Origin of the sequence: Pseudomonas sp. NPDC089392 (assembly GCF_044749595.1) — a bacterium.
Lineage (GTDB): Bacteria > Pseudomonadota > Gammaproteobacteria > Pseudomonadales > Pseudomonadaceae > Aquipseudomonas.
This window is the reverse complement of sequence record NZ_JBIVIF010000005.1, coordinates 72,543-98,339: the sequence shown is the minus strand read 5'-3', so window position 1 is coordinate 98,339 and position 25,797 is coordinate 72,543. Positions and strand designations below refer to the sequence as shown.

Here is a 25,797-nt window from a genome sequence, read left to right as displayed (position 1 = left end):
AGGCTGGCAGGTGCTTGCCTTGAGTCCTGAGTGGGGGCACAAATCGAGCGCCGCCCGCGCGGCGCTTCGCGGGACAAGCCCGCTCCCACATTTGTTTCGGGCCAGTATTGCCTGGACCAGCGCGCGCGAACGCCTTGTTTGTCCCACACGATATCGAGGTGAACGCCAAAGGGGCGCGCGCCTCTGCCTCATGAATAATTGGCCCGAAACAAATGTGGGAGCGGGCTTGTCCCGCGAAGCGCCGCGCGGGCGGCGCTCGATCTCGCAGGCGCCGCAAATGCCCCGACAAACCTCAAGGCCGAATCTCGATCAACGTCCCGTCCCGCACCAGATCCCACACTTCCTGCATATCGCGGTTACGCATGGCAATGCACCCATCCGTCCAGTCCAGGGTATGGAAGTACCACTCCGGGTAGTCATCGTTGAGCGGCGTGCCGTGAATCATGATCATGCTGCCAGCACTCACCCCTTCACGCGTGGCACGTGCCGCATCGCTGATGTTCGGGTAGTTGATATGCATGGCCAGGTTGAAGCGGTCGCTCTGCTTGCGCCAGTCCAGCCAGTACAACCCCTCAGGGGTCTTCTTGTCGCCCTCGCGCTCCTTGGCGCCCTTGGGCTGCTTGCCCAGCGAGATGCGGTAGGTTTTCAGCGGCTCGCCGCGGCTGATCAGTTGCAGGCGGCGTTCGGACTTGATCACCAGCACTTTGTCGATCAACGGTTGCATGGCCTGCTGCGATTGCGTAGGCGTTTGCGCGGGCGACAGGGGCTTGCGGACGATTGTCTCGGTGAAGGCCGCCTGGGACACCGAGGTAACGCAAAGGCAGAAAAGGGCAAGCAACCAGCGCATGTAACGGTATCCCTGAAGGCTTTAGGTGTTGGGCGAAACGTTCATCGGCGGCAGGTATTCATGGCCTATGGGGTAGCGCTGCCCGATGCGGTCGCGATAGTAGCATTCTAGTGTGCGCGTGACCGTGCGGAAAGCCAGCTCGCCCCACGGTATCTCATGTTCCTCGAACAATCGCACCTCCAGGCTTTCGACACCGACATCAAAGGCAAGGTCCGCCAGTTCGGCGCGGAAGAACACATGCACCTGGTTGATGTGCGGCAGATCGAACAGCTGGTACAGGCTCATCGGCCCGACCTGGGCACAGGCTTCCTCGACGGTTTCGCGACGGGCGGCCTGGTCGAGGGTTTCGCCGTTCTCCATAAAACCGGCGGGCAGGGTCCAGAAGCCCCGGCGTGGCTCGATGGCGCGCCGGCACAGCAGCACTTGGCTGCCCCAGGTCGGCAGCACCCCGGCAACGATGTTGGGGTTCTGGTAGTGAATGGTCTGGCAAGACTCGCAGACATACCGCAGGCGGCTGTCGCCCTCGGGGATCCGCTGAGTGACCGGCTGGCCGCACGCGCTGCAGAATTTCATGTGTAGTCCCTTCTGTTCAGGGCTATCTTGGCGCGACCACGGGGGCTGCCGCAAGCGTGCAGGGCTTGGGTGCTTCGCGGCTTTGGTGCATCATGCAAGACAGGCCTTGGATACGAGCGTGCGCAATGCTGGACGAGCTACTTCGCCGAATGAGCAACCACCAACCCGCGTCACTGGAAACCGACCGACGGTTCCCCGAAGCGGCGGTCCTCTTGCCCATTACTCGCAGCGAAGCGCCCGAACTGGTCTTGACCCTGCGCGCCAAAGGCCTGTCTACCCACGGTGGTGAAGTGGCCTTTCCCGGTGGCCGCCGCGACCCGGAAGACCCGGACCTGGTGTTCACCGCCCTGCGTGAGGCCGAGGAAGAAATCGGCCTGCCGCCTGGTCTGGTGGAAGTGATAGGCCCGCTCAGCCCGCTGATTTCGCTGCATGGCCTGAAAGTGACGCCATTCGTCGGGGTTATCCCCGACTTCGTCGAATACCGCGCCAACGATGCCGAGATCGCGGCAGTATTCACCGTGCCGTTGGAATTTTTCCGCCAGGACCCGCGTGACCATACCCACCGTATCGATTATCAGGGGCGCAGCTGGTATGTGCCCAGCTATCGCTATGGCGAATACAAGATCTGGGGGTTGTCGGCGATCATGATCGTCGAACTGGTCAACCTGCTGTTCGATGCCGGCATCAGCCTGCACCAGCCCCCTGAGCGTTACATCGAAAACTGAGTGGGGCCAACCCTGCCGTCTGCATCGCAGCCTGAGGAGCAAGCATGAAATACCGCCTGGGCGACCTGCGGGTCGAAAGCCACCCCACCAGTTGGGCTGCACCCAACGCCACGCTGATTGGCAACGTGCGCCTGCAGGCCAATGCCAGCGTGTGGTTTGGCGCGGTGCTGCGCGGCGATAACGAGCTGATCGACATCGGCGAAGGCAGCAACGTGCAGGATGGCACGGTGATGCACACCGACATGGGCTCGCCGCTGACCTTGGGCAAGGGCGTGACGGTTGGCCACAACGCGATGCTGCATGGCTGCACGGTGGGCGACTACAGCCTGGTCGGCATTAATGCGGTGATCCTTAACGGCGCGCGCATCGGCAAGCACTGCATCATTGGCGCCAACGCGCTCATCGCCGAGGGCAAGGAAATCCCCGACGGTTCGCTGGTGATGGGCTCGCCAGGCAAGGTGGTGCGCGAGCTGACCGAGCAGCAGAAGCGCATGCTTGAAGCCAGCGCTGCGCATTACGTGCACAATGCCCAGCGTTATGCGCAGGAGTTGGTGGTTGACGATGAGTGATGTGGTAGAACGGCCGGTGGCCTCACCGTGCGTGAGCATTTGTGCACTGGACGAGCAGGATATCTGCACAGGTTGCCAGCGTACCGTGGCCGAGATTGGCCGCTGGGGGCGGATGGACAATGACGAGCGCCGGGCGGTGCTCAAGCTTTGCCATGAGCGGGCACTAGAAGCCGGCCTCATCCTGTAGGCCGACGCGGAACCCTGTAGGAGCGGCCTTGCGTCGCGATGGGCTGCGCAGCAGCCCCCAAAATTTCAGCGCAGATGCACAAATTGCAGGGGGCCGCTGCGCAGCCCATCGCGACACAAGGCCGCTCCTACAGGGAGTGCCGTTGCCTGCCGAACAAGCCGACGGTAATCTGTATGGCTTGCCCACAGACTACCCGCCATGTTCTATCTGATTGCCTACATCAGCAGCGTAGTGCTGATCAACTACGCCTTCTCCAGTGCCCCGCACCTGGACATCATCTGGTCCGCCTGGGGCGGGTTGGTGTTCATCCTGCGCGACATGGTGCAAACCCGTTTCGGCCACGGCGCCCTGGTCGCCATGCTGGTGGCGCTGGTGCTGTCCTATGTCACCTCCGAGCCGGCCATCGCCCTGGCCAGCGCTACTGCATTCTTCATCTCCGAGCTGATCGACTGGCTTGTATTCAGCATCACCCGCCGGCCGCTGCGCGACCGCCTGTGGCTGAGTTCGGCGCTGAGCATCCCGGTAGATACCTTCATCTTCTTCGGCATGATCGGCGCGCTGACCCCTGCCGTGATCGGCACTGCCATGGCTTCGAAATTCGCAGGTGTCACCGCCGTGTGGCTGGCCATGGCATTTCGCGCCCGGCGGGCCGCCGTGGCCGGTTGATGGTGTAGAATAGCGGTCCTTTTTCAGCGGGCCGCGCCAAGCCTGGCGCGGCCCCGGATGCCTTCGAGGACCTGAAATGACCCGTATCGGAACCCCCTTGTCGCCCACCGCGACCCGTGTACTGCTGTGCGGCTGTGGCGAGCTGGGCAAGGAAGTGGTGATCGAGCTGCAGCGCCTGGGCGTCGAAGTGATCGCCGTCGACCGTTACGCCAATGCCCCGGCCATGCAGGTGGCGCACCGCAGCCACGTGGTCAACATGCTTGATGGCGTTGCCCTGCGTGCCGTGATCGAGGCCGAGAAGCCGCACTACATCGTTCCGGAAATCGAAGCCATCGCCACCGCCACCCTGGTCGAGCTGGAAAACGAAGGCTTCAACGTGGTGCCGACTGCCCGCGCCACCCAGCTGACCATGAACCGCGAAGGCATCCGCCGCCTGGCCGCCGAAGAGCTGGACCTGCCAACCTCGCCTTACCACTTTGCCGACACTTACGAAGACTTCGCCAAGGGCGTGGCCGATGTTGGCTACCCGTGCGTGGTCAAGCCTGTCATGAGCTCGTCGGGCAAAGGCCAGAGCCTGCTGCGCAGCGATGCCGACCTGCAGAAGGCGTGGGACTACGCCCAGGAAGGCGGCCGCGCCGGCAAGGGCCGGGTGATTGTCGAGGGCTTTATCGACTTCGAATACGAAATCACCCTGCTGACCGTGCGCCATGTTGGCGGCACCACCTTCCTTGAACCGGTCGGCCACCGCCAGGAGAAAGGCGACTACCAGGAATCCTGGCAGCCGCAGGCCATGAGCCCGAAAGCGCTGGCCGAGTCGCAGCGCGTGGCCAAGGCGGTCACCGATGCCCTGGGCGGTCGCGGTTTGTTTGGCGTGGAGCTGTTCGTCAAGGGCGACCAGGTGTGGTTCAGTGAAGTCTCGCCGCGCCCGCATGACACTGGCCTGGTCACCCTGATTTCCCAGGACCTGTCGCAGTTCGCCCTGCATGCCCGCGCCATTCTCGGCTTGCCGATTCCGGTAGTGCGTCAGTTTGGCCCTTCGGCTTCGGCGGTAATCTTGCCGGAAGGGCAGTCGCAGCAGACCAGCTTCGCCAACCTCGGTGCAGCGCTGAGCGAGCCGGATACCGCCATCCGCCTGTTCGGCAAGCCGGAAATCAACGGTACCCGCCGCATGGGTGTTTGTCTGGCGCGAGATGAGTCGGTCGAAGCGGCGCGCGCCAAGGCGACCCGTGCATCGCAGGCGGTCAAGGTCGAGTTCTGATCCGAGATTGCAGGGGGCCGCAAAGCGGCCCCAATTACTTACAATTGTGTATTGCGGGTCTCTTTCAGGCACAGCACTGCAATCAGGCTGATCACCGCCGCCGCCGACACATAACCCCCCACCCAGCTCAACCCACCCATGCTCACCAGCTTCTGGGCAAAGAACGGTGCCGCCGAGGCCCCGACGATGCCGCCCAGGTTATACGCCGCCGAAGCCCCGGTATAACGCACGTGTGTCGGGAACAGCTCAGGGAGCAAAGCCCCCATCGGCGCAAAGGTCACGCCCATCAGGAACAGCTCGATGGCCAGGAACAGCGCCACGCCGGTGGTCGAACCCGAGGTCAGCAGCGGCTCCATGGTAAAACCCGAGGCTACCGCCAGCAGGCCACCAACGATCAGCACCGGCTTGCGCCCATAGCGGTCGCTGAGCCAGGCCGACAGCGGCGTGGCCAAGGCCATGAACACCACCGCGAAGCACAGCAGGCCAAGGAACGTCTCGCGGCTGTAGCCCAGCGTGGTCACGCCGTAGCTCAGCGAGAATACCGTCGAGATATAGAACAGCGCGTAGCATACCACCATCGCCGCAGCGCCCAGCAGGGTAGGGCGCCAGTGTTTGGCGAACAGGTCCACCACCGGCATTTTCACCCGCTCCTGGCGAGCAACCGCCTTGGCGAACACCGGGCTTTCTTCAAGCTTCAAGCGTACATACAGGCCCACCAGTACCAGCGCGGCACTGAGCAGGAACGGAATGCGCCAGCCCCACTCGCGGAACTGCTCGTCGCTGAGCGTAAGGGCCAGGGTCAGGAACAGGCCGTTGGCTGCCAGGAAGCCGATCGAAGGGCCCAGCTGCGGGAACATGCCGAACCAGGCGCGCTTGCCTTCGGGGGCGTTTTCGGTGGCCAACAGCGCCGCACCACCCCATTCGCCGCCCAGGCCCAGGCCTTGGCCAAAGCGCAGCAGGCAGAGAATGATCGGTGCCCACACGCCAATGCTGTCGTATCCCGGTAGCACGCCGATGGCGGTGGTGGACACGCCCATCAGCAACAGCGAGGCGACCAGGGTCGACTTGCGGCCGATACGGTCACCAAAGTGGCCGAACAGCGCCGAGCCCAGCGGGCGGGCAAGGAAGGCGATACCAAAAGTAAGGAAGGCCGCCAGCATCTGCGCTGTGCCCGACCCGGACGGGAAGAACACCGGGCCGATCACCAGGGCAGCGGCGGTGGCGTAGACGTAGAAATCGTAGAACTCGATGGCGGTGCCGATGAAGCTGGCAGTGGCTACCCGCGCGGGCGAGTTGACCGGCGCGGCAGGCGCTTCGGCATAGGTGCTGCTGGTTGTCATTAAGTAGGTCCCTAACAGTCTGGTCCGGCTCCATGGGCTTGGCCCGCGACGGCGTGCAATGCAAAGGCAGGCACGGTTGCGCGGACGCCGGAGCGTTTTGTTGTTGTGTGCGCCCGACTGACGATAGCCCAAGGGGGATAGGGGCGGGCGCGGGCACTGTTCGGGGTGTTGAAGCAGGACCGCAGGGCGTGTCAGTGGAGCGGACTGGCCGTGGGGCGCCGGGTGCGGGTAGCAGGCGTGACGGCGGGGCTGGGTAAGCGTGACCCGAGTATAGCTATCGGGTCACGGTCCACACCAGTACCTTGCTGGCACAATTGTCCTCTGTTTCGAGGATTTCCAGGCGATAGCGGCCGATCTTCAGGCAAACCGCGCTTTCCGGGATGCTTTCCAGCGCTTCCGTAACCAGCCCGTTAAGGGTTTTCGGCCCGCCGTCGCAGGGCAGGTGCCAGCCCAGGGTACGGTTGATTTCGCGCAGCGAGGCGGTGCCGTCGATGACGAAACTGCCATCGGTCTGCGGGTGCACGTGCGGGTTGTCCAGGCTCTGCTCGTCCTCGAACTCGCCCACGATCTCTTCAAGGATGTCTTCCAGGGTGACGATGCCCAGCACTTCGCCGTACTCGTCCACCACCACGCCCAGCCGGCGCTGCTGCTTGTGGAAGTTCAGCAGCTGCATTTGCAGGGGCGTGCTCTCCGGTACGAAATAGGGTTCGTAGCAGGCGCCGTGCAAGGTCTCCAGGGTCAGTTCGGCCTTGGGCAGCAGGTGGCTGATCAGCTTGGTGTTGAGGATCGCTTCGACCTGGTTGATGTCGCTGTGGTAGACCGGCAGGCGCGTGTGGCGGCTGACGATCAGCTGCTCGATGATGCGCTCAAGCGGCTCATCGAGGTTGATGCCGTCCACTTCGTTACGCGGCACCAGGATGTCGTTGACGGTGATCTTGTCCAGCGACTGCAGGCCCTCAAGGAGGCCGTGGCGGGGCGCTTCGTGCTCTTCATCTTCGTCAAGGTCGTCATCTTCCTGCGGGTGCAGGGCTACCGCTGCAGGCTGCGCGCGGAAGGGGCGCAAGATCAGCTTGGCGCAGCCGTCGAGCAGGCAGGCAAAGGGTTGCAGGAGTGTCAGGGGTGCCTTCAGCAGGCTCACGCCGAGGCTGGCCAATGCTTGTGGATTACGCCGGGCCAGGCGCCGCGGCAGGAATTCGGCAAACACCAGCAAGGCCAATGCGGCACCCAGGCCGGCCAGCCAGAAGCCGTGCTCACCGCTGTAGCGCTGCCCGATCAGGCATGCCAGGCCGAGCACCAGCAGCTTGCCGAGGCTGGCGCATAGCACCAGTGCCTGGGCGGGCAGCGCTGGCTGCCCGTCCTCATTGGTGCGCAGCGAGCCATTGAGTTGCAGGCGGGCAGCATCCACGGCGGTGAACAACGCTGCCCAGAGCAGCGCCAGTGCCAAAGTGACTAATAGCGGTGCGTACGGCAGGGTGTCCATGGGCGGCCGTCAGATATGCAGAATGAATTCGCGAACCAGCTTGCTGCCGAAATAGGCCAGCATCAGCAGGCAGAAACCGGCCAGCGTCCAGCGGATGGCCTTGTGGCCTCGCCAGCCCAGGCGGGTGCGGCCCCACAGCAGCACGCTGAACACCACCCAGGCAACACAGGCCAGCAAGGTCTTGTGCACCAGGTGCTGGGCGAACAGGTTTTCGAGGAACAGCCAACCGGAGATCAGCGACAGCGACAGCAGGCACCAGCCGGCCCAGAGGAAGCCGAACAGCAGGCTTTCCATGGTTTGCAGCGGCGGGAAGTTGCGGATCAGTCCGGACGGGTGCTTGTTTTTCAGCTGGCGGTCCTGCAGCAGCAACAGCAGCGACTGGAACACCGCGATGGTGAACAGCCCGTAGGCGAGGATCGACAGCAGGATATGCGCGAGGATGCCCGGTTCTTCGTTGATCAGCGGCACAGTGCCGGGTGGTGCGAACTGGGCCAGCAGTGCAGTCACCGCCCCCAGCGGGAACAGCAGCACCAGCAGGTTTTCTACCGGTATGCGCAGGCAGGCCAGCAGAGTCAGGGCAATGACCGCCACGGCAATCAGGCTGGCGGCGCTGAAGAAGTCCAGGCTCAGGCCCAGCGGGGTAATCAGCTGGAAGAACAGCGCGCCGGCCTGGGCCAGCACCGCGACGGCACCCAGCAAGGTGAGCAGGCGCTTGTCGGCCTTGCGGTTCTGGGCCAGGTATGAGCCCTGGTAGATGGCCGCGGCTATATATAGGCCGGCTGCGATCAGGTTGGGGATGAGGCTGGGTGAGGAGACCATAAGTCCTGGTTGGCGAGCCTTAAAGAGACGGAGTTTGGCATAGATCCCGCCGCTCTAGGAAGACTGACAGACCGCGTTGGGGCATTCGCGGGTAAACCCGCTCCTACAGGACCGCGTTGGGGCATTCGCGGGTAAACCCGCTGCTACAGGTGCGTGGAGATCCTGTGGGAGCGGGTTCACCCGCGAAGAGGGCTGTACAGGCACCGAATATCTCCCAAGGTGTGCGCCGCCGCCGCACTTCGCTATAATCGCCGCCTTGCTGTGCCCGGCGGGTGTGCATTTTCCCGCGGGCGCCTGACAAACCTCGGCTTTTACTGGGCCTGAAAGGATCACCATGTTCGAAAACCTGACCGACCGCCTGTCACAGACGCTGCGCCATGTTACCGGCAAGGCCAAGCTGACCGAAGACAACATCAAGGAAACGCTGCGCGAAGTGCGCATGGCCCTGCTTGAGGCCGACGTTGCCCTGCCGGTGGTCAAGGATTTCGTCAACAGCGTCAAGGAACGTGCGGTCGGCACCGAAGTGTCGCGCAGCCTGACCCCGGGCCAGGCGTTCGTGAAGATCGTCCAGGCCGAGCTGGAAAGCCTGATGGGCGCGGCCAACGAAGACCTCGCGCTGAACGCCGCCCCGCCGGCCGTGGTGCTGATGGCCGGCTTGCAGGGTGCCGGTAAGACCACCACCGCCGGCAAGCTGGCGCGCTTCCTTAAAGAGCGCAAGAAAAAGAGCGTGATGGTGGTGTCTGCCGACGTCTACCGCCCGGCGGCGATCAAGCAGCTGGAAACCCTGGCCAACGACATCGGCGTGACCTTCTTCCCGTCCGACATCAGCCAGAAGCCGGTGGCCATCGCCGAAGCGGCGATCCGCGAAGCCAAGCTGAAGTTCATCGACGTGGTCATCGTCGACACCGCCGGCCGTCTGCACATCGACGCCGACATGATGCACGAGATCAAGGCGCTGCACGCCGCAGTCAAGCCGATCGAGACGCTGTTCGTGGTCGACGCCATGACCGGCCAGGACGCCGCCAACACGGCCAAGGCGTTTGGCGAGGCGCTGCCGCTGACCGGTGTGGTACTGACCAAGGTCGACGGTGACGCCCGTGGCGGTGCCGCACTGTCGGTGCGTGCCATCACTGGCAAGCCGATCAAGTTCATCGGTATGGGCGAGAAGACCGAAGCCCTCGAGCCGTTCCACCCTGACCGTGTCGCCTCGCGCATCCTCGGCATGGGTGACGTGCTCAGCCTGATCGAGCAGGCCGAGCAGAACATCGACAAGGCCAAGGCCGACAAACTGGCCAAGAAGCTGAAGAAGGGCAAAGGCTTCGACCTCGAAGACTTCCGCGACCAGCTGCAGCAGATGAAGAACATGGGCGGCCTCGGCGGCCTGATGGACAAGCTGCCGAGCATCGGCGGGGTCAACCTGTCGCAAATGGGCAATGCCCAGGGCGCGGCCGAGAAGCAGTTCAAGCAGATGGAAGCGATCATCAACTCGATGACCCCGGCCGAACGCCGTGACCCTGACCTGATCAGCGGTTCGCGCAAGCGCCGTATCGCTCTGGGCTCCGGTACCCAGGTGCAGGACATCGGCCGGCTGATCAAGCAGCACAAGCAGATGCAGAAGATGATGAAGAAGTTCTCTGCCAAAGGCGGCATGGCCAAGATGATGCGCGGCCTGGGCGGGATGCTGCCAGGCGGCGGCATGCCGAAGCTGTAACACCTGATTCGGGCGCCTGCCTCTTGCGAGGGAGGCGCCCAGAACCCCGCTACGGCGGGACAACGGCCGCGGATTTAGCGGCTTAACCGGCAAATCTGAACGGTAAGGCAAGGCCTTGCCGAAAAAGTCATTTGCAAATGTCCGTGTATTCCCCGAGAATATGCGGCCTTTTGGGCACCCGTGTGCCTATTTGGCATTCAGATTTGCAGCACCGACTATAGGAACAATGTTCACATGGTAACCATTCGTCTTGCCCGTGGCGGCTCGAAAAAGCGCCCATTCTACCACCTGACCGTGACCAACTCGCGTAACGCCCGTGACGGCCGTTTCGTTGAGCGCGTAGGCTTCTTCAACCCGATCGCATCGGGCGCCGAAGTCAAGCTGTCGGTCAACCAAGAGCGCGTCACCTACTGGCTGAGCCAGGGTGCACAGCCGTCTGAGCGCGTTGCTCAGCTGCTGAAGGACGCTGCCAAGGCCGCTGCCTAAATAGTATGAACGCGACGCCAGAAAAGGCTGACGACCTCATCGTCGTTGGCAAGATTTTTTCGGTTCACGGCGTTCGCGGCGAGGTGAAGGTGTATTCCTTTACCGATCCGATTGAAAACCTGTTGGATTATCCGCGCTGGACGCTTCGGCACGAAGGCAAGGTAAAGCAGGTAGAGCTGGTCAGCGGTCGTGGCTCCCAAAAGGGCCTGGTCGTGAAACTGAAAGGCCTCGATGATCGTGATGAAGCCCGTCTTCTGAGCGGTTACGAAATCTGCATTGCGCGGAGCCTTTTGCCCAACCTGGCTGCGGACGAGTACTACTGGTACCAGTTGCAAGGCCTGAAGGTCATCAACCAGGACGAACACCTGTTCGGCAAGGTCGATCACCTGTTGGAGACCGGTGCGAACGATGTAATGGTGGTCAAACCCTGCGCAGGCAGCCTGGATGATCGCGAGCGTCTGTTGCCCTATACGGCGCAATGCGTGCTCAACATCGACCTGGAAGCAGGCGTGATGCGGGTTGAATGGGACGCGGACTTCTAAACGATGGGTAACCTTCGCGTAGACGTCATCACGTTGTTCCCCGAGATGTTCTCGGCCATCACTGAGTACGGCATTACCAGCCGCGCGGTGAAACAGGGGTTGCTTCAGGTAACGTGCTGGAACCCGCGGGACTACACCACAGATCGTCACCACACGGTGGATGATCGGCCGTTTGGCGGTGGTCCGGGCATGGTGATGAAAATCAAGCCTCTGGAAGACGCCCTGGTTAGCGCCAGGCAAGCGACCGGAGCATCGGCAAAGGTGATCTACCTTTCGCCGCAAGGCCGCAAGCTGACTCAGCAGGCGGTCAAAGGCCTGGCCGAACAGGAATCGTTGATCCTGATCGCCGGTCGTTATGAAGGCATCGACGAGCGCTTTATCGAGGCTCATGTCGATGAGGAGTGGTCGATTGGTGACTATGTGCTTTCCGGTGGCGAGCTGCCGGCCATGGTTCTGATCGATGCGGTTACGCGGCTGCTGCCCGGAGCTTTAGGGCATGTGGACTCGGCGGAAGAAGATTCCTTCACCGACGGTCTGCTCGATTGCCCGCACTACACCCGACCTGAGGTGTATGCGGATCAGCGTGTTCCCGACGTGTTGCTAAGTGGCAACCATGCACATATCCGGCGTTGGAGGATGAAGCAGTCCCTTGGTAGGACCTTCGAACGACGCGCCGATCTTCTGGAAAGTCGCTCGCTTTCTGGAGAAGAGAAGAAGCTGCTCGAGGAATATCTCCGCGAGCGGGACGATAGTTAAACGTATCGATGGTGGATCACGTATCCATCTTAGGAGCACAGCATGACCAACAAGATCATCCAGCAGCTCGAAGCCGAGCAGATGAGCAAGGAAATCCCGACCTTCGCACCAGGCGACACCGTTGTCGTTCAGGTTAAAGTGAAGGAAGGTGAGCGTTCCCGTCTGCAGGCGTTCGAAGGCGTTGTTATCGCCAAGCGTAACCGTGGTCTGAACAGCGCCTTCACCGTGCGCAAGATCTCCAGCGGCGTTGGCGTAGAGCGTACCTTCCAGACCTACAGCCCGCAAATCGACAGCCTGGCCGTGAAACGTCGTGGTGACGTGCGTAAAGCCAAGCTGTACTACCTGCGCGACCTGTCCGGCAAAGCCGCTCGCATCAAGGAAAAACTGTCCTGAGTACAGTTTGCCCGGTGGCCAAGGCCGCCTAGCGAGAAAAAGCAGCCTTCGGGCTGCTTTTTTGCGTTTTGAAACCCCGAGATGTGATTGCCATGACTACCCGAGACCAGGAAATCCAGCGCCGTACCGAGCTTTCGGTAACCCGCGTGACCAAGGCGGTGTTCCCCAATACCACCAACCACCACAACACCCTGTTCGGCGGCACCGCCCTGGCCTGGATGGACGAAGTGTCGTTCATCGCCGCCACGCGCTTCTGCCGCCTGCCGTTGGTGACTGTTTCCACCGACCGCATCGACTTCAAGCACCCGATCCCGGCGGGCTCGATCGTCGAGCTGGTGGGTTCGGTGGTCAAGGTGGGTAATACCAGTTTGCAGGTGCAGGTGGATGTGTTTGTCGAGAACATGTACCTGGACGGCCGCGAGCGGGCGATCCACGGGGTGTTCAGTTTTGTCGCCATCGACGAAGACAAGCGCCCGGTGCCAGTGTTGCCCCAGGCCTGAGTTCTCCTGTGCCGGCCTCTTCGCGGGTAAACCCGCTCCTACAGGGGTATCACCGCCTTCAGGGTCTGAGTTCTCCTGCTCTGGCCTCTTCGCGTACAGGGATATCGCCACCCTCAAGGCCTGTGCGATCCCTGTAGGAGCGGGTTCACCCGCGAAGAGGCCAGTACAGACAACCCCGAGCTGCTGTGAAACACTAGCCCCACCTCCAACACCCAGCAGCCCCGAATGCCCGCCCTAGACCACCCTCTGATCGACCAGTTCCTCGACGCCCTGTGGCTTGAAAAAGGCCTGGCCGACAACACCCGCGTGTCCTACCGCAGCGACCTGGCCCTGTTCAACGGCTGGCTGCAGGAGCGCTCGGTCAGCCTGCCCGACGCTGGCCGCGACTTGATCCTCGACCACCTGGCCTGGCGCCTCGACCAGGGCTACAAGCCACGCTCCACGGCGCGCTTCATCTCCGGCCTGCGCGGCTTCTTCCGCTACCTGCTGCGGGAAAAGCTGGTCGCCATCGACCCGACCCTGCAAGTCGACATGCCGCAACTGGGCAAACCACTGCCCAAGTCGTTGTCCGAAGCCGACGTCGAAGCCTTGCTGCAAGCCCCGGACCTGGGCGAAGCCATCGGCCAGCGTGACCGCGCCATGCTCGAAGTGCTTTACGCCTGTGGCCTGCGCGTTACCGAGTTGGTCAGCCTGACCCTCGACCAGGTCAACCTGCGCCAGGGCGTACTGCGGGTGATGGGCAAGGGCAGCAAGGAGCGCCTGGTACCCATGGGTGAAGAGGCGGTGCTGTGGCTGGAGCGCTACCAGCGCGATGGCCGCGCCGAACTGCTCAATGGCCGCCCCAGTGATGTGCTGTTCCCCAGCCAGCGTGGCGAGCAAATGACCCGCCAGACCTTCTGGCACCGTATCAAGCACTACGCCCGGGTGGCCGGCATCGACAAGCCGCTGTCGCCGCATACCCTGCGCCACGCCTTCGCCACACACTTGCTCAACCACGGCGCCGACCTGCGCGTGGTGCAAATGCTGCTGGGCCATAGCGACCTGTCGACCACACAGATCTACACCCACGTCGCCAAGGCCCGCCTGCAGCAGCTGCACGCCCAGCACCACCCGCGTGGATGAATGTTTTTCATGTTCCGCCGACCGGTCCTTGCAAGCCCCTTCACCGGCAGCGTGATGTGGTAGGCTTGGGCGGTTTGCACCAAGGGCCGCACGGTCACCGCGTATTTTCCGCAGGTGGCGCCCTCCGGCCCCTGTCCGCCTTCAGGAGTATCCATGCGCGTGATCAAGATGTTCGCCGCCGCCGCGTTGGCGCTGGCCAGTACCTTTGCCGTTGCTGCGGCAACCGATAGCAATGCCGGTGCCGAGCAGGCCATCCGTAAATCGCTGCAAAACCTTGAACTGGAAGTACCCGTGGAAAGCGTGGCCAGCAGCCCGCTGAACGGCCTGTACGAAGTCAAGCTGCAGGGTGGCCGCGTGCTGTACGCCAGCGCCGACGGCCAGTTCGTCATGCAGGGTTACCTGTTCCAGATCCAGAACGGCAAGCCGGTCAACCTCACCGAAAAAACCGAGCGCCAGGGCATCGCCAAGCTCATCAACGGCATTCCAGCCGCCGAGATGGTGGTTTATCCTGCCAAGGGCGAGACCAAGTCGCACATCACCGTATTCACCGACACCACCTGCCCGTACTGCCACAAGCTGCACGCCGAAGTGCCTGAGCTGAACCGCCGCGGTATCGAAGTGCGCTATGTCGCCTTCCCGCGCCAGGGCCTTGGCTCGGCGGGTGATCAGCAACTGCAGGCCGTGTGGTGTTCCAGCGACCGCCGTGCGGCGATGGACAAGATGGTCGAAGGCGAAGAAATCAAGGCTGCCAAGTGCGCCAACCCGGTCGGCAAGCAGTTCCAGCTGGGCCAGTCGATTGGCGTCAATGGCACGCCGGCGATCGTCCTTGAAAGCGGCCAGGTCATTCCGGGCTACCAGCCGGCACCGCAAGTCGCCAAGCTGGCACTTGCCAAGTAATCCAATTCAATACGCCGTCGTCATGGGGTGACGGCATGATTTACGGTCGGCAAAGGTGTCGGCCGTTCAATGGGGAGTTCACAGTGAAACCGGTCAAAGTAGGCATCTGTGGGTTGGGGACCGTCGGTGGCGGAACCTTCAATGTACTTCAGCGCAACGCCGAGGAGATTGCCCGCCGTGCCGGGCGCGGTATTGAAGTGGCACAGATCGCCATGCGCTCGCAGAACCCGAACTGCCAGATTACCGGTACCCCCATTACCGCTGATGTGTTCGAAGTTGCGAGCAACCCGGAGATCGACATTGTCATCGAGCTGATCGGTGGCTACACCGTGGCCCACGAACTGGTGCTCAAGGCCATCGAAAACGGCAAGCATGTGGTCACCGCCAACAAGGCGCTGATCGCCGTGCACGGCAATGAAATCTTCGCCAAGGCGCGCGAGAAGGGCGTCATCGTCGCCTTCGAAGCGGCCGTGGCCGGTGGCATCCCGGTGATCAAGGCCATCCGCGAAGGCCTGTCGGCCAACCACATCAACTGGCTGGCCGGTATCATCAATGGCACTGGCAACTTCATCCTCACCGAAATGCGTGAGAAGGGCCGTGCCTTCCCGGACGTGCTGGCCGAAGCCCAGGCGCTTGGCTACGCCGAAGCCGACCCAACCTTCGACGTCGAAGGCATCGACGCTGCGCACAAGCTGACCATCCTGGCGTCGATCGCGTTTGGTATCCCGCTGCAGTTCGACAAGGCCTACACCGAAGGCATCACCCAGCTGACCACCGCTGACGTGAACTACGCCGAAGCCCTGGGCTACCGCATCAAGCACCTGGGCGTGGCCCGTCGCACTGCCGAAGGCATCGAGCTGCGCGTGCACCCGACGCTGATCCCGGCCGACCGCCTGATCGCCAACGTCAACGGCGTGATGAACGCTGTAATGGTCAACGGCGACGCCGCCGGTTCCACCCTGTACTACGGCGCGGGTGCCGGCATGGAGCCTACGGCTTCGTCGGTGGTCGGCGACCTGGTCGACGTGGTCCGTGCCATGACTTCCGACCCGGAAAACCGCGTGCCGCACCTGGCCTTCCAGCCAGACTCGCTGTCGGCCCACCCGATCCTGCCGATCGAAGCCTGCGAAAGCGCCTACTACCTGCGCATCCAGGCCAAGGATCACCCGGGCGTACTGGCCCAGGTGGCCAGCATTCTCTCGGAGCGTGGCATCAACATCGAGTCGATCATGCAGAAGGAAGCCGAGGAACAGGACGGCCTGGTGCCGATGATCCTGCTGACCCATGGCGTGGTCGAGCAGCGTATCAACGACGCCATCGTCGCCCTGGAAGCCCTGCAGGACGTAGTCGGCAAAGTCGTGCGCATCCGCGTCGAGCAGCTCAACTAACAAAATTAGTGCCGTCGGGCCGCCAGCGCGGCCCGGGCCTCAGCATCGAAGGTTTGCACCCATGCGCTATATCAGTACCCGCGGCCAAGCACCGGCCCTGAATTTCGAAGACGTGCTGCTGGCTGGCCTGGCCAGTGACGGCGGCCTGTACGTGCCAGAAAACCTGCCACGCTTCACCCAGGAAGAAATCGCCTCGTGGGCCGGCCTGCCGTACCACGAGCTGGCCTTCCGGGTGATGCGCCCGTTCGTCGAAGGCAGCATCGCCGACGCCGACTTCAAGAAGATCCTCGAAGAAACCTACGGCGAGTTCGCCCACGCGGCGGTGGCCCCGCTGCGCCAGCTGAACAGCAACGAGTGGGTGCTGGAGCTGTTCCACGGTCCGACCCTGGCGTTCAAGGACTTTGCCCTGCAGCTGCTCGGCCGCCTGCTCGACCACGTCCTGGCCAAGCGCAACGAGCGCGTGGTGATCGTCGGCGCTACCAGCGGTGACACCGGCTCCGCCGCCATCGAAGGCTGCCGCCGTTGCGACAACGTCGACATCTTCATCCTGCACCCGCACCAGCGCGTGTCGGAAGTGCAGCGCCGGCAGATGACCACCATCTTCGGTGACAACATCCACAACATCGCCATCGAAGGCAACTTCGACGACTGCCAGGAAATGGTCAAGGCCAGCTTCGCTGACCAGTCGTTCCTCAAAGGCACTCGCCTGGTGGCAGTCAACTCGATCAACTGGGCGCGGATCATGGCCCAGATCGTCTACTACTTCCACGCTGCCCTGCAGTTGGGTGGCCCGGCGCGTTCGGTGGCGTTCTCGGTGCCGACCGGCAACTTCGGCGACATCTTCGCCGGTTACCTGGCGCGCAACATGGGCCTGCCGGTCAGCCAGCTGATCGTCGCCACCAACCGCAACGACATCCTGCACCGCTTCATGAGCGGCAACCAGTACGTCAAGGACACCCTGCACGCGACCCTGTCGCCGTCGATGGACATCATGGTTTCGTCCAACTTCGAGCGCCTGCTGTTCGACCTGCACGGCCGCAACGGTGGCGCGATTGCCGAGCTGATGGACAACTTCAAGCAGGGTGGCGGCTTCAGCGTCGAGCAAGACCGCTGGACCGAAGCCCGCAAGCTGTTCGACTCGCTGGCCGTCAGCGATGAGCAAACCTGCGAAACCATCGCCGAAGTGTTCGCCGCTACCGGTGAAGTACTCGACCCGCACACCGCAATCGGCGTCAAGGCCGCCCGCGAGTGCCGTCGCAGCCTGGACACGCCGATGGTGGTGCTGGGTACCGCGCACCCGGTCAAGTTCCCGGAAGCGGTGGAGAAGGCCGGTGTGGGCAAGGCACTGGAGCTGCCAGCGCACCTCAGCGACCTGTTCAGCCGTGAAGAGCGTTGCACGGTACTGGCCAATGACCTGAAAGCGGTGCAGGGCTTTGTCAGCCAGCACGGAAACCGCGGCAAGCCTCTCTAAGTATTGCTGTAGCTGGGGGCTGCTTTGCAGCCCCAAAATCTCAGCCTTTTCCCCGGCTCAATCAGAAACCTCCTATTCAGACGCCCCCAGCGCAACGCCTAAATTAGCCGGTCCTCCCACCAGGAGCGGCTAATGCACCAGACCTCCGTGTTGATCCACCAGGCGCGCCCATCGCACCAGATCCTCCTGCACCAAGCCCTCAACGCCCAGGGCGTCTTCGACGTGCGCATCAGCGCAAACTGCACTGACCTCGACGCCTGCCTCGGCGCTGAGCGTCGTCCCGACCTGTTGATCCTCGACCACGCCATGCCAACCCGGGCTGGCCTTGCCTTGCTCGCCCGGCAGCATCGGGCACGCGCGCTGTTGTTCGTCGGCCAGCCCACCCCAAAGCGCCACGACCTCGCTCAGGAGGCGAGAAACAAAGGCCTGTGGGTGCTCGCCGAGCTGCCCTGGCCGCTGTCGATGCCGCGCCTGCAGCATGCCTTGCAAACGCTTCAGCTGCGCCCGTGGCGGCGTATTCAAACTGTCATGTCAGCCACGCATGCTCAGTGAAGCAGGCGCGCTAATACGAAACTTTCCGCTGCGCCTGTTGGTCAGTTCCTTTATATCCCACCACGCAGCGAGTGATCCGGATGGAAAGAATCTGCAGACTGCTCAACGACGCCCTGACCCCCTATCAGGCCCACCTTGGTATCGCCGATGCCAGCGGTAACCGCCAATTGACCGTTCATGACCGCCTTGCCGGCATTACCCTGCGGCGAACGGTCAGCGAGCGCCAGTTGCAGGAGCAACGCTTGTTGGTTGATTTGGTGGATGGCCTGCACCGTGACCTGCAGATAGCCGAGGGGCGTTTGCAGCCCTGTGTGATTGCGGCACTGCAGCAACGTCAGCAACCGCAGGGAACCTTTGCCTGAGTGGTTTATCAGACACTGTAGGGCAGCCAGCCAGTGCTTTGCTCCGGCGCTGGCAAGGCTGTCACTGGAAGTCCAAAGGACTTTCGCTTGGCCCCGGGCGTCTTCCCCAGCGTCCGGGGTTTCTTTTTTGTGGTCTGCACAGTCCCCTGTAGGAGCGGCCTTGCGTCGCGATGGGCCGCAAAGCGGCCCCGGCAATTTTTGCTGCGAAGCTGAAAATCTGGGGCTGCTTCGCGGCCCATCGCGACACAAGGCCGCTCCTACAAAGGGCCGCGTAGGTCGCAGCTATTGCGCTTCGAAGAACCGCCGGCTCTCTTCCAGGTAATCCTCCCGCAACGCCGGGTCCAGCCAGCGCGCATACAACCCTGGCAATACATCCCGCCGCAGCGCCGGTAACAGCTGGTCAATATGCGCCACCGCAGCACGCCCCAGCTCGCTGTCCGAACACCCCACATGCAGAAACTGATAGCGGCTCACCCCCTGCACAGGATGAAACTGGTAGTCAGCCAGTGACCCACCTTGTTGCTGGATCAAGTAGCGCACTTCAGGCCAGTAGCCCAGCACCATGCGCAAGCGCCCCAGCTGTTGCATCTGCAGCAGGTTGGCGGTGGCGTCGTTGCCGTAGTGGCGGCTGAGCGACGTTTCGGGCAACTGTCGCAGTATGCCGTCGATCTGCGTGCCATAGCTGCGCTCAGCGACAATCCCCAGCTTTAACGGGGTCTTGCTCAGCATGCCGTGCAGGTCCACCTGCTGGCCGTCGAGGTAGGGCGCCACCAGGGCCTGGTTTTCCTTGCGCAGCACCAGGCCACCGCTAAGCACGCCCAGCGATGGCATGGAAAAACGCACATACTCGGCACGCTCCGGGGTCCACAGCAGGGTCGGGTCGCAGGTGAAGGTATTGCGATCTTGCAGCATCTGGATGCCGCGGGCGCGGTTGACCCGCACGATGCTGTGCTCGTACTCGGGCATTTGCCCGATCAGCAGGGGCAACAGCTGGTCGATCACCCCCTGGCCTTTTTGCTGCCCTTCCAGAATGGTGAACGGCGGCAGGTCACGCACCAGCCAGAAGATGCGCTCCTTGGCGCTGGCCGGCTGTAGCAAGGCGGGCAATAGCCCGCACAGCAGGAGCAGCTGGCGTAACCACCGTGCAGCGCACATGGACCAAGGCCGCGCCAGAGTCAGACCGTGCCTGCTTGGCGCAGGCCGGCGATGGCCGCTGCGTCGTAGCCCAGGCCGCCGAGCAGCGCCTCGGTGTGTTCGCCCAGCGCCGGGCCGACCCATTCGGTGGAACCTGGGGTCTCCGACAGTTTGGGCACGATGCCGGGCATCTTGAAAGGCTTGCCGTCCGGGAGCCTGGCTTGCAGGAACATTTCCCGCGCGAGGTACTGCGGGTCGTTGAACATGTCTTCGGCCGAATAGATGCGGCTGGCTGGCACCTCGGCGGTGGTCAGCACCTGCATCAGTTGCTCCAGCGGCAGGCTGTTGGCCCAGCGGTCAATCACCCCGTACAGCTCGTCGCGGCGCAGGTCGCGGCCATCGTTGGTGGCCAGGGTCGGGTCGTCGGCCAGGTCGGTGCGGCCGATCGCCAGCATGAAGCGCTTGAAGATCGCATCGCCGTTGGCGCCGATCTGCACATGCTTGCCGTCGGCGCTGGTATGGATGGAGGAGGGCGTGATGCCCGGCATGATGTTGCCGGTGCGTTCGCGGATAAAGCCGAACACATCGAACTCCGGGACCATGCTTTCCATCATGGCGAAAATCGCCTCGTACAGCGCCACATCCACCACCTGGCCCTGGCCGCCGTTGACTTCCCGGTGGCGCAGGGCCATCAGCGCGCCGATCACCCCCCATAGGGAGGCAATCGAGTCACCGATGGAAATACCCGTGCGCACCGGTGGGCGGTCGTCGAAACCGGTGATGTAGCGTAGGCCGCCCATCGACTCGCCTACCGCGCCGAAGCCCGGTTGGTCTTTCATCGGCCCGGTCTGGCCAAAGCCCGACAGGCGCACCATGACCAGGCGCGGGTTCAGTGCATGCAGCACGTCCCAGCCCAGGCCGAGTTTTTCCAGCACGCCCGGGCGGAAGTTCTCGATCAGGATGTCGGCCTCGGCCAGCAGCTTTTTCAGAATCTCCCGGCCCTCGGGGTGCTTGAGGTTGAGGGTGAGCGATTGCTTGTTGCGGGCCTGCACGAACCACCACAGCGAGGTACCCTCGTACAGTTTGCGCCACTTGCGCAGCGGGTCGCCGCCATCGGGCGATTCGACCTTGACCACCTCGGCACCGAATTCGGCGCAGATCCGCGAAGCGAACGGCCCGGCGATCAGGGTGCCGAGTTCGACAACTTTGAGGCCGGCGAGGGGTTTGCTGGGCGTCGACATGGGGCATCCGTGGCAGTTGGGCTGAGCCGTGGTTTTATCACACGTCGGTTTCGCCGGGTACTGCTGCGGCGCATGGAAGGTGCGGATGGGTTAGACTGTGCCACTTTTCTTTTGCACGAAGCCCGTCGACCATGGCCCAGCCGTCCACCACCTACAAATTCGAACTGAACCTGACCGACCTCGATCGTGGCGTGTACGAAAACGTCCGTCAGACCATCGCCCGCCACCCTTCGGAAACCGAAGAGCGCATGGCTGTGCGCCTGTTGGCCTATGCGCTTTGGTACAACGAGAACCTGTCGTTCGGCCGCGGCCTGTCCGATGTCGACGAAGCGGCCCTGTGGGAAAAGAGCCTGGACGACCGCATCCTGCACTGGATCGAAGTGGGCCAGCCGGACGCCGACCGCCTGACCTGGTGCTCGCGCCGCACTGAGCGTACCAGCCTGCTGGCCTACGGCAGCCTGCGTGTATGGCAGAACAAGGTGGTAGACGCGGTCAAGGGCCTGAAGAACCTGAGCATCGCCGCTGTGCCGCAAGAGGTGCTGGAAACCCTCGCTACCGACATGCCACGCACCATCAAGTGGGACGTGATGATCAGCGAAGGCACCTTGTTCGTCACCGATGACCGTGGCCAGCACGAAGTGCAGCTGGAATGGCTGATGGGTGAGCGTGGCTGATTGACCCATGCGTATCGAACCCCGCCCGCTGCCGCCGACCCTGCCATTCCTGGGTAACCTGCCACCCTTGCTGACCCGCCTGTACGCCGCGCGCGGCGTGCAGAGCGAGGCCGAGCTGGACAAAAGCCTGGCGCGCCTGCTGCCCTTTCAGCAGCTCAAGGGCATCGAGGCCGGCGTCGACCTGCTGGTCGAGGCCCTCGACCAGCGCCAGCGCATCCTGATCGTCGGCGACTTCGATGCCGATGGCGCCACGGCCAGTACTGTCGGCGTGCTGGGCCTGCGCCTGCTGGGGGCGGCCCATGTCGATTACCTGGTGCCCAACCGCTTCGAATACGGCTATGGCCTGACCCCGGAAATCGTCGAGGTGGCCCTGCAGCGCCAGCCGCAGTTGCTGATCACCGTGGACAACGGCATTTCCAGTGTCGACGGTGTGGCCGCCGCCAAGGCTGCCGGGCTCAAGGTGCTGGTGACCGACCACCACCTGCCGGGTGCGGAGTTGCCCGACGCCGATGCCATCATCAACCCCAACCAGCCGGGCTGCAGCTTCCCGAGCAAATCGCTGGCCGGGGTAGGGGTGATCTTTTACGTACTGATGGCCCTGCGCGCACGCCTGCGCAGCCTGGGCCGTTACGAGGCGCAGCCGCAGCCGAACATCGGTGAACTGCTCGATCTGGTTGCCTTGGGCAGCGTCGCCGACGTGGTGCCGCTGGACGCCAATAACCGCATCCTGGTGCACCAGGGCCTGGAGCGCATCCGCGCTGGCCGCGCCCGGCCGGGGCTGAAGGCCATTCTTGAAGTGGCGAGCCGTGATCATCGGCGTATCACATCGACGGACCTTGGTTTCATCCTCGGCCCACGCCTGAACGCTGCCGGGCGTTTGGACGACATGAGCCTGGGCATCGAATGCCTGCTGAGCGAAGACGCTGCCCTGGCCCAGGACATGGCCCAGCAGCTGGACGACCTGAACAAGGACCGCAAGAACATCGAACAGGGCATGCAGCGCGAGGCCCTCGCCCAGCTCAAGGACCTGCCGGTCGAGTCGATGCCGTATGGTTTGTGCCTGTTCGATGCCGACTGGCACCAGGGCGTGATCGGTATTCTGGCGTCGCGCCTGAAGGAGCGGTACCACCGGCCAACCATCGCTTTTGCTGATGCGGGCGAGGGCATGCTCAAAGGCTCGGCGCGGTCGGTGCCGGGGTTCCATATTCGCGATGCGCTGGATGCCGTGGCGGCGCGCCACCCGCAACTGATCAGCAAGTTCGGCGGCCACGCAATGGCTGCCGGGTTGTCGTTGCCCGAGGCCAATTTCCCGGCCTTTGCCGAGGCGTTCGACGAAGAAGTGCGGCGCCAGCTGCGCGAAGAGGACCTGACCGGCCGGCTGTTGTCCGATGGCAGCCTGGCGGTGGAAGAGTTCCACCTCGACCTGGCCAAGGCCCTGCGTCACGCCGGGCCGTGGGGCCAGCACTTCCCTGAGCCGCTTTTCCATGGCGTGTTCCAGTTGGTGGAGCAGCGTGTGGTCGGCGAGAGGCACTTGAAGGTGGTGCTCAAGAGCGAATGTGGCTCGGTGCGGCTGGACGGCATTGCCTTTGGCATCGACCGTGAAGTGTGGCCGAACCCGACGGTGCGTTGGGTGGAGCTGGCGTACAAGCTGGATGTGAACGAGTTTCGGGGCAATGAGAGTGTGCAGTTGATGATTGCCCACATGGAGCCGCGCTGATTGCAATTCACGGGGCTGCTTTGCAGCCCATCGCCGGCAAGCCGGCTTCCACTTCGACCACATTGCCCTCAAGCCAACGGCCATCCTGTGTAGGAGCGGCCTTGTGTCGCGATGGGCTGCAAAGCAGCCCCGGCAATTTGTGCACCTGTGCTGAAACCCTGGGGCTGCTCTGCAGCCCATCGCGACACAAGGCCGCCCCTACAGGCCCCTTGCATCCCTTGAAGTCGATGTCAGCTTAGATGGGCATGCCCGCGAACACCGGCAAAGCCGGTGCCATCCACCGAGTTGCCTGCTTCGCGGGTAAACCTCATAGATACAATTGCTACTGGCTGATCACGGATTGCCTTTTGCGCTTCCGGTTTTGCCAGTGCATAACGCCTGCTGCGACGAACGAAGCCAGGCTCGGCAATGAGCACAACACAATCCCCTCCAAAAGACCGCGGTTGTATTTTTCGTTCACATACTCCTTTAGAGCCGGTTCGTACAGGACTTCGCTTCTGGTCGATAGTCGCCTGATAATAGGACCAGTCAAAGCATCTTCGATCTCGGCAAAGAGCGGTGTCTTCTTGTCGATGTTGGCAGCGTCATAACGCGCTTTATGTGTGTATACCCGACGTTGGGTGACTTGTCCGCTTGGCTCTTTGTATGCAATACGAAAAGTGTAAAGCGACCTGTCGTAATCCCAGGTTTCAGGTGCGGATGCAAACGTTACTCTAACGCTTACCCATGGAGCGGCTACCGGCTCTGGTGCTTCTTTCCACACGGTAAGGTGTGCGAGTGCAAGACAGGCCCAAAAAGTGCCTACGAATAACAGGGAGGTCACCCGTTTAACCGGCTCCAAAGCACGCATCATTTGGAGCCACGACGACCAAGTCAGCATCAGGAAAATCCCTCGGCTCGATTGGTTTAACGGTATTTATCTTGCTGCGGAGCGGAGCAACAGGCATATTTGTCTTGGCCTCCACCTATTATAGTGGTGATCGAGAGGGGTGGTCCTGACGGTACTTGCCCATTAACGCTTTCGATTCCTATTGTTATCGAAGCTCCCCCGCCATTTGCAGGAGGGGTAGGGGGTGCAATAGGTGGGTTTACGCCTCCCGGCTGTATTGTTGGCTGATTGGTAGTTAATGATTCTAAAGTTCTGGTGTCCAGTTTGATCTCCAAGGTGTTCGGATTCCACGTGACAACTTGTATTAGCCCCCCAAAATGCTCATGTATAGATTGTGGGTCTGTTATTGTCAGGTTCGGCGCCAGTATCGGATTTTCGGCCTCTTTCGTTATATCGTGCTTAATGAGTGCGTCGATTATGGGTGTGATTGTTTTTTGGATTTTTTCTGCCAGTTCCGAATTGTAAGTTCCAATCAGGCTGGCTGTCAGTGATATGGCGGTGAAAGTAAGTGCGGCCCAAGGTGAAGCTGTTAGTATTGCGAAGCCCGCAACGACTCCTGCTACATTCCCTACAAGGCTGACGTAGTCCCCTATATTCGGCTCGTCGTTAGGCTGGTACTCGGCAACAATTTTCAGAAAGGTTACCGTGCCCGCCAAGGTGTTGGTGACGATATTTATAAACGGAACTGCGCCTGCAGTCATTTGCGTAACTGACAGTACAGAAGCAATTGCGCTGGTTGTCTGGGCACTCTGTACTACAAGTGTGAAACCCTGCTTGTCAGTGTTGAACTGATCGTGAACTGCGGCGGCTGCGCCTGCTTGGAATCCGGGCCTCCCCACCCTATCGACCATGGCGACGAATATCTCGACCCGTTTAGTCATATTTAAAATCCTTGTTTATTGTCTTAAAGGCAATGGTCATGCGGAGGCGGTCGCAATCTATGCTTGGCGATTTAGCACGGTGAGGCATTTCCCCATTAAAAATGGCGATACGCCCTGGTTTCGGTAATGCTGCGGCAATGACATCATTTTTGGCGTCATTGCAGAATAAAAGCTCACCTCCCCACGTCGTTGCCCAGTAGTCGTTACAGAAAAGCACTGCGGTATGCCCAGGCTCGCTTGGCAGGTTGTCTCGGTGAATTGGGCTGTCCTGCCCAGCGGTCTGGCCGTTTGCATACACGCCGATCAACCTTGAGTTTTTCATGTGTCCAGCACATAGGCGTTTTCAGATGTTGATGAGAAATCCCCAGCGCTCATTTGCAGCCAGTTCTTGTTCACAACATTCCAGCGATTCACGCTTGCTCCCTGCAATGAAAAAATGCCAGCAGGGGCGAGCGAAGGGCGTAGAATTCACTGGCCAGTCATATCTCCAAAGGGTATGTGAGAATGCGTTGTTAAGTTCGGCTTGTTCTTCAAGTGTAATAGCATTGTCTAGAATGCTTATGTCACTTGAGTCGAATTGTTTTTGCATTGGCTATTTCTCAAGTCTTGTGCAATGC

The 25,797-nt window shown here is 62.0% G+C and carries 30 protein-coding genes; 19 read left to right on the top strand and 11 right to left on the bottom strand.

Annotated features, from left to right (window positions below; all coding sequences use genetic code 11):
• Window positions 1-292: 292 nt before the first annotated feature.
• On the bottom strand, window positions 293-847 hold the full coding sequence (locus ACIP1G_RS07375) for a murein L,D-transpeptidase family protein (protein ID WP_400735081.1): 555 nt from the start codon (window positions 845-847) through the stop codon (window positions 293-295).
• Between the two features lie 21 nt (window positions 848-868).
• The gene (locus tag ACIP1G_RS07370; RefSeq protein ID WP_400735079.1) at window positions 869-1,420 is read right to left on the bottom strand and encodes an NUDIX hydrolase; all 552 of its coding nucleotides are present in this window, start codon (window positions 1,418-1,420) and stop codon (window positions 869-871) included.
• A 125-nt stretch (window positions 1,421-1,545) separates the two neighbouring features.
• Here ACIP1G_RS07370 and ACIP1G_RS07365 point away from each other — a divergent pair, with 125 nt between their 5' ends.
• From ACIP1G_RS07365 to purT, 5 genes are all read left to right on the top strand, one after another.
• On the top strand, window positions 1,546-2,145 hold the full coding sequence (locus tag ACIP1G_RS07365; RefSeq protein WP_019098705.1) for a CoA pyrophosphatase: 600 nt from the start codon (window positions 1,546-1,548) through the stop codon (window positions 2,143-2,145).
• Window positions 2,146-2,189: 44 nt separating this feature from the next.
• Entirely contained in the window at window positions 2,190-2,714 is a 525-nt protein-coding gene (locus ACIP1G_RS07360; RefSeq protein WP_016485138.1) for a gamma carbonic anhydrase family protein, read from the top strand.
• A complete protein-coding gene (locus ACIP1G_RS07355; RefSeq protein ID WP_085624170.1) occupies window positions 2,707-2,901 on the top strand; it encodes a DUF1289 domain-containing protein in 195 nt (64 codons plus the stop codon). Before ACIP1G_RS07360 ends, ACIP1G_RS07355 begins: the two co-directional genes overlap by 8 nt.
• 198 nt (window positions 2,902-3,099) lie before the next feature.
• Complete coding sequence (locus ACIP1G_RS07350) at window positions 3,100-3,567, top strand: VUT family protein (RefSeq protein WP_010952556.1); 468 nt, start codon at window positions 3,100-3,102, stop codon at window positions 3,565-3,567.
• 76 nt (window positions 3,568-3,643) lie between these two features.
• The gene (gene purT, locus ACIP1G_RS07345) at window positions 3,644-4,825 is read left to right on the top strand and encodes a formate-dependent phosphoribosylglycinamide formyltransferase (protein WP_400735077.1); all 1,182 of its coding nucleotides are present in this window, start codon (window positions 3,644-3,646) and stop codon (window positions 4,823-4,825) included.
• A 38-nt stretch (window positions 4,826-4,863) separates the two neighbouring features.
• Here purT and ACIP1G_RS07340 read toward each other — a convergent pair whose 3' ends face one another.
• The 3 genes from ACIP1G_RS07340 to ACIP1G_RS07330 all read right to left on the bottom strand — a co-directional run bounded on the left by ACIP1G_RS07340 (window position 4,864) and on the right by ACIP1G_RS07330 (window position 8,464).
• A complete protein-coding gene (locus ACIP1G_RS07340) occupies window positions 4,864-6,165 on the bottom strand; it encodes an MFS transporter (protein WP_400735075.1) in 1,302 nt (433 codons plus the stop codon).
• 274 nt (window positions 6,166-6,439) lie between these two features.
• Complete coding sequence (locus tag ACIP1G_RS07335) at window positions 6,440-7,645, bottom strand: transporter associated domain-containing protein (protein ID WP_400735074.1); 1,206 nt, start codon at window positions 7,643-7,645, stop codon at window positions 6,440-6,442.
• 9 nt (window positions 7,646-7,654) lie between these two features.
• Window positions 7,655-8,464, bottom strand: a complete 810-nt coding sequence (locus ACIP1G_RS07330; protein ID WP_400735072.1) for an inner membrane protein YpjD — start codon at window positions 8,462-8,464, stop codon at window positions 7,655-7,657.
• 334 nt (window positions 8,465-8,798) lie between these two features.
• Here ACIP1G_RS07330 and ffh point away from each other — a divergent pair, with 334 nt between their 5' ends.
• The 12 genes from ffh (at window position 8,799) to ACIP1G_RS07270 (ending at window position 18,644) form a co-directional block, all read left to right on the top strand.
• Window positions 8,799-10,175, top strand: a complete 1,377-nt coding sequence (gene ffh / locus ACIP1G_RS07325) for a signal recognition particle protein (RefSeq protein WP_400735070.1) — start codon at window positions 8,799-8,801, stop codon at window positions 10,173-10,175.
• 234 nt (window positions 10,176-10,409) lie between these two features.
• Window positions 10,410-10,661, top strand: a complete 252-nt coding sequence (rpsP, locus tag ACIP1G_RS07320) for a 30S ribosomal protein S16 (RefSeq protein ID WP_008094480.1) — start codon at window positions 10,410-10,412, stop codon at window positions 10,659-10,661.
• A 5-nt stretch (window positions 10,662-10,666) separates the two neighbouring features.
• Window positions 10,667-11,203, top strand: coding sequence for a ribosome maturation factor RimM (rimM, locus tag ACIP1G_RS07315; protein WP_400735069.1), 537 nt, complete (start codon window positions 10,667-10,669; stop codon window positions 11,201-11,203).
• Window positions 11,204-11,206: 3 nt separating this feature from the next.
• On the top strand, window positions 11,207-11,959 hold the full coding sequence (gene trmD / locus ACIP1G_RS07310; protein WP_008094486.1) for a tRNA (guanosine(37)-N1)-methyltransferase TrmD: 753 nt from the start codon (window positions 11,207-11,209) through the stop codon (window positions 11,957-11,959).
• A 42-nt stretch (window positions 11,960-12,001) separates the two neighbouring features.
• On the top strand, window positions 12,002-12,352 hold the full coding sequence (gene rplS / locus ACIP1G_RS07305) for a 50S ribosomal protein L19 (RefSeq protein WP_003252148.1): 351 nt from the start codon (window positions 12,002-12,004) through the stop codon (window positions 12,350-12,352).
• Between the two features lie 92 nt (window positions 12,353-12,444).
• Window positions 12,445-12,852 (top strand): acyl-CoA thioesterase, encoded by a 408-nt coding sequence (locus ACIP1G_RS07300; RefSeq protein ID WP_201207781.1) that lies wholly within the window; start codon window positions 12,445-12,447, stop codon window positions 12,850-12,852.
• A gap of 225 nt (window positions 12,853-13,077) precedes the next feature.
• Window positions 13,078-13,974, top strand: coding sequence for a site-specific tyrosine recombinase XerD (gene xerD, locus ACIP1G_RS07295; RefSeq protein WP_400735067.1), 897 nt, complete (start codon window positions 13,078-13,080; stop codon window positions 13,972-13,974).
• A 153-nt stretch (window positions 13,975-14,127) separates the two neighbouring features.
• The gene (locus ACIP1G_RS07290) at window positions 14,128-14,871 is read left to right on the top strand and encodes a DsbC family protein (RefSeq protein WP_400735065.1); all 744 of its coding nucleotides are present in this window, start codon (window positions 14,128-14,130) and stop codon (window positions 14,869-14,871) included.
• Between the two features lie 83 nt (window positions 14,872-14,954).
• Window positions 14,955-16,259, top strand: coding sequence for a homoserine dehydrogenase (locus tag ACIP1G_RS07285; RefSeq protein WP_400735063.1), 1,305 nt, complete (start codon window positions 14,955-14,957; stop codon window positions 16,257-16,259).
• Window positions 16,260-16,320: 61 nt separating this feature from the next.
• On the top strand, window positions 16,321-17,730 hold the full coding sequence (gene thrC, locus ACIP1G_RS07280; protein WP_400735061.1) for a threonine synthase: 1,410 nt from the start codon (window positions 16,321-16,323) through the stop codon (window positions 17,728-17,730).
• Between the two features lie 132 nt (window positions 17,731-17,862).
• Entirely contained in the window at window positions 17,863-18,282 is a 420-nt protein-coding gene (locus ACIP1G_RS07275; RefSeq protein ID WP_400735059.1) for a histidine kinase, read from the top strand.
• An 80-nt stretch (window positions 18,283-18,362) separates the two neighbouring features.
• Entirely contained in the window at window positions 18,363-18,644 is a 282-nt protein-coding gene (locus ACIP1G_RS07270; protein WP_400735057.1) for a DUF3509 domain-containing protein, read from the top strand.
• 282 nt (window positions 18,645-18,926) lie between these two features.
• On the opposite strand, the gene ACIP1G_RS07265 is transcribed toward ACIP1G_RS07270, so the two are convergent.
• Complete coding sequence (locus tag ACIP1G_RS07265; RefSeq protein WP_400735055.1) at window positions 18,927-19,799, bottom strand: TIGR02285 family protein; 873 nt, start codon at window positions 19,797-19,799, stop codon at window positions 18,927-18,929.
• Window positions 19,800-19,819: 20 nt separating this feature from the next.
• Window positions 19,820-21,019, bottom strand: coding sequence for a CaiB/BaiF CoA transferase family protein (locus ACIP1G_RS07260; protein ID WP_400735053.1), 1,200 nt, complete (start codon window positions 21,017-21,019; stop codon window positions 19,820-19,822).
• A 131-nt stretch (window positions 21,020-21,150) separates the two neighbouring features.
• On the opposite strand from ACIP1G_RS07260, the gene ACIP1G_RS07255 reads away from it, so the two are divergent.
• Window positions 21,151-21,693 carry a YaeQ family protein gene (locus ACIP1G_RS07255; RefSeq protein ID WP_346644820.1) on the top strand — a complete coding sequence of 181 codons (543 nt, stop codon included), beginning with the start codon at window positions 21,151-21,153 and terminating at the stop codon, window positions 21,691-21,693.
• A 7-nt stretch (window positions 21,694-21,700) separates the two neighbouring features.
• The gene (recJ, locus tag ACIP1G_RS07250; RefSeq protein ID WP_400735051.1) at window positions 21,701-23,410 is read left to right on the top strand and encodes a single-stranded-DNA-specific exonuclease RecJ; all 1,710 of its coding nucleotides are present in this window, start codon (window positions 21,701-21,703) and stop codon (window positions 23,408-23,410) included.
• A gap of 322 nt (window positions 23,411-23,732) precedes the next feature.
• On the opposite strand, the gene ACIP1G_RS07245 is transcribed toward recJ, so the two are convergent.
• The 4 genes from ACIP1G_RS07245 to ACIP1G_RS07230 are packed head-to-tail and all read right to left on the bottom strand — an operon-like array spanning window position 23,733 to window position 25,769.
• Window positions 23,733-24,290: a hypothetical protein gene (locus tag ACIP1G_RS07245; protein ID WP_400735049.1), complete on the bottom strand. Its 558-nt coding sequence runs from the start codon at window positions 24,288-24,290 to the stop codon at window positions 23,733-23,735.
• A gap of 26 nt (window positions 24,291-24,316) precedes the next feature.
• Complete coding sequence (locus ACIP1G_RS07240) at window positions 24,317-25,180, bottom strand: hypothetical protein (protein ID WP_400735047.1); 864 nt, start codon at window positions 25,178-25,180, stop codon at window positions 24,317-24,319.
• Window positions 25,173-25,502 (bottom strand): 2OG-Fe(II) oxygenase, encoded by a 330-nt coding sequence (locus ACIP1G_RS07235; protein ID WP_400735046.1) that lies wholly within the window; start codon window positions 25,500-25,502, stop codon window positions 25,173-25,175. Before ACIP1G_RS07235 ends, ACIP1G_RS07240 begins: the two co-directional genes overlap by 8 nt.
• Before the next feature lie 21 nt (window positions 25,503-25,523).
• On the bottom strand, window positions 25,524-25,769 hold the full coding sequence (locus ACIP1G_RS07230) for a hypothetical protein (protein ID WP_400735044.1): 246 nt from the start codon (window positions 25,767-25,769) through the stop codon (window positions 25,524-25,526).
• Window positions 25,770-25,797: the final 28 nt, after the last annotated feature.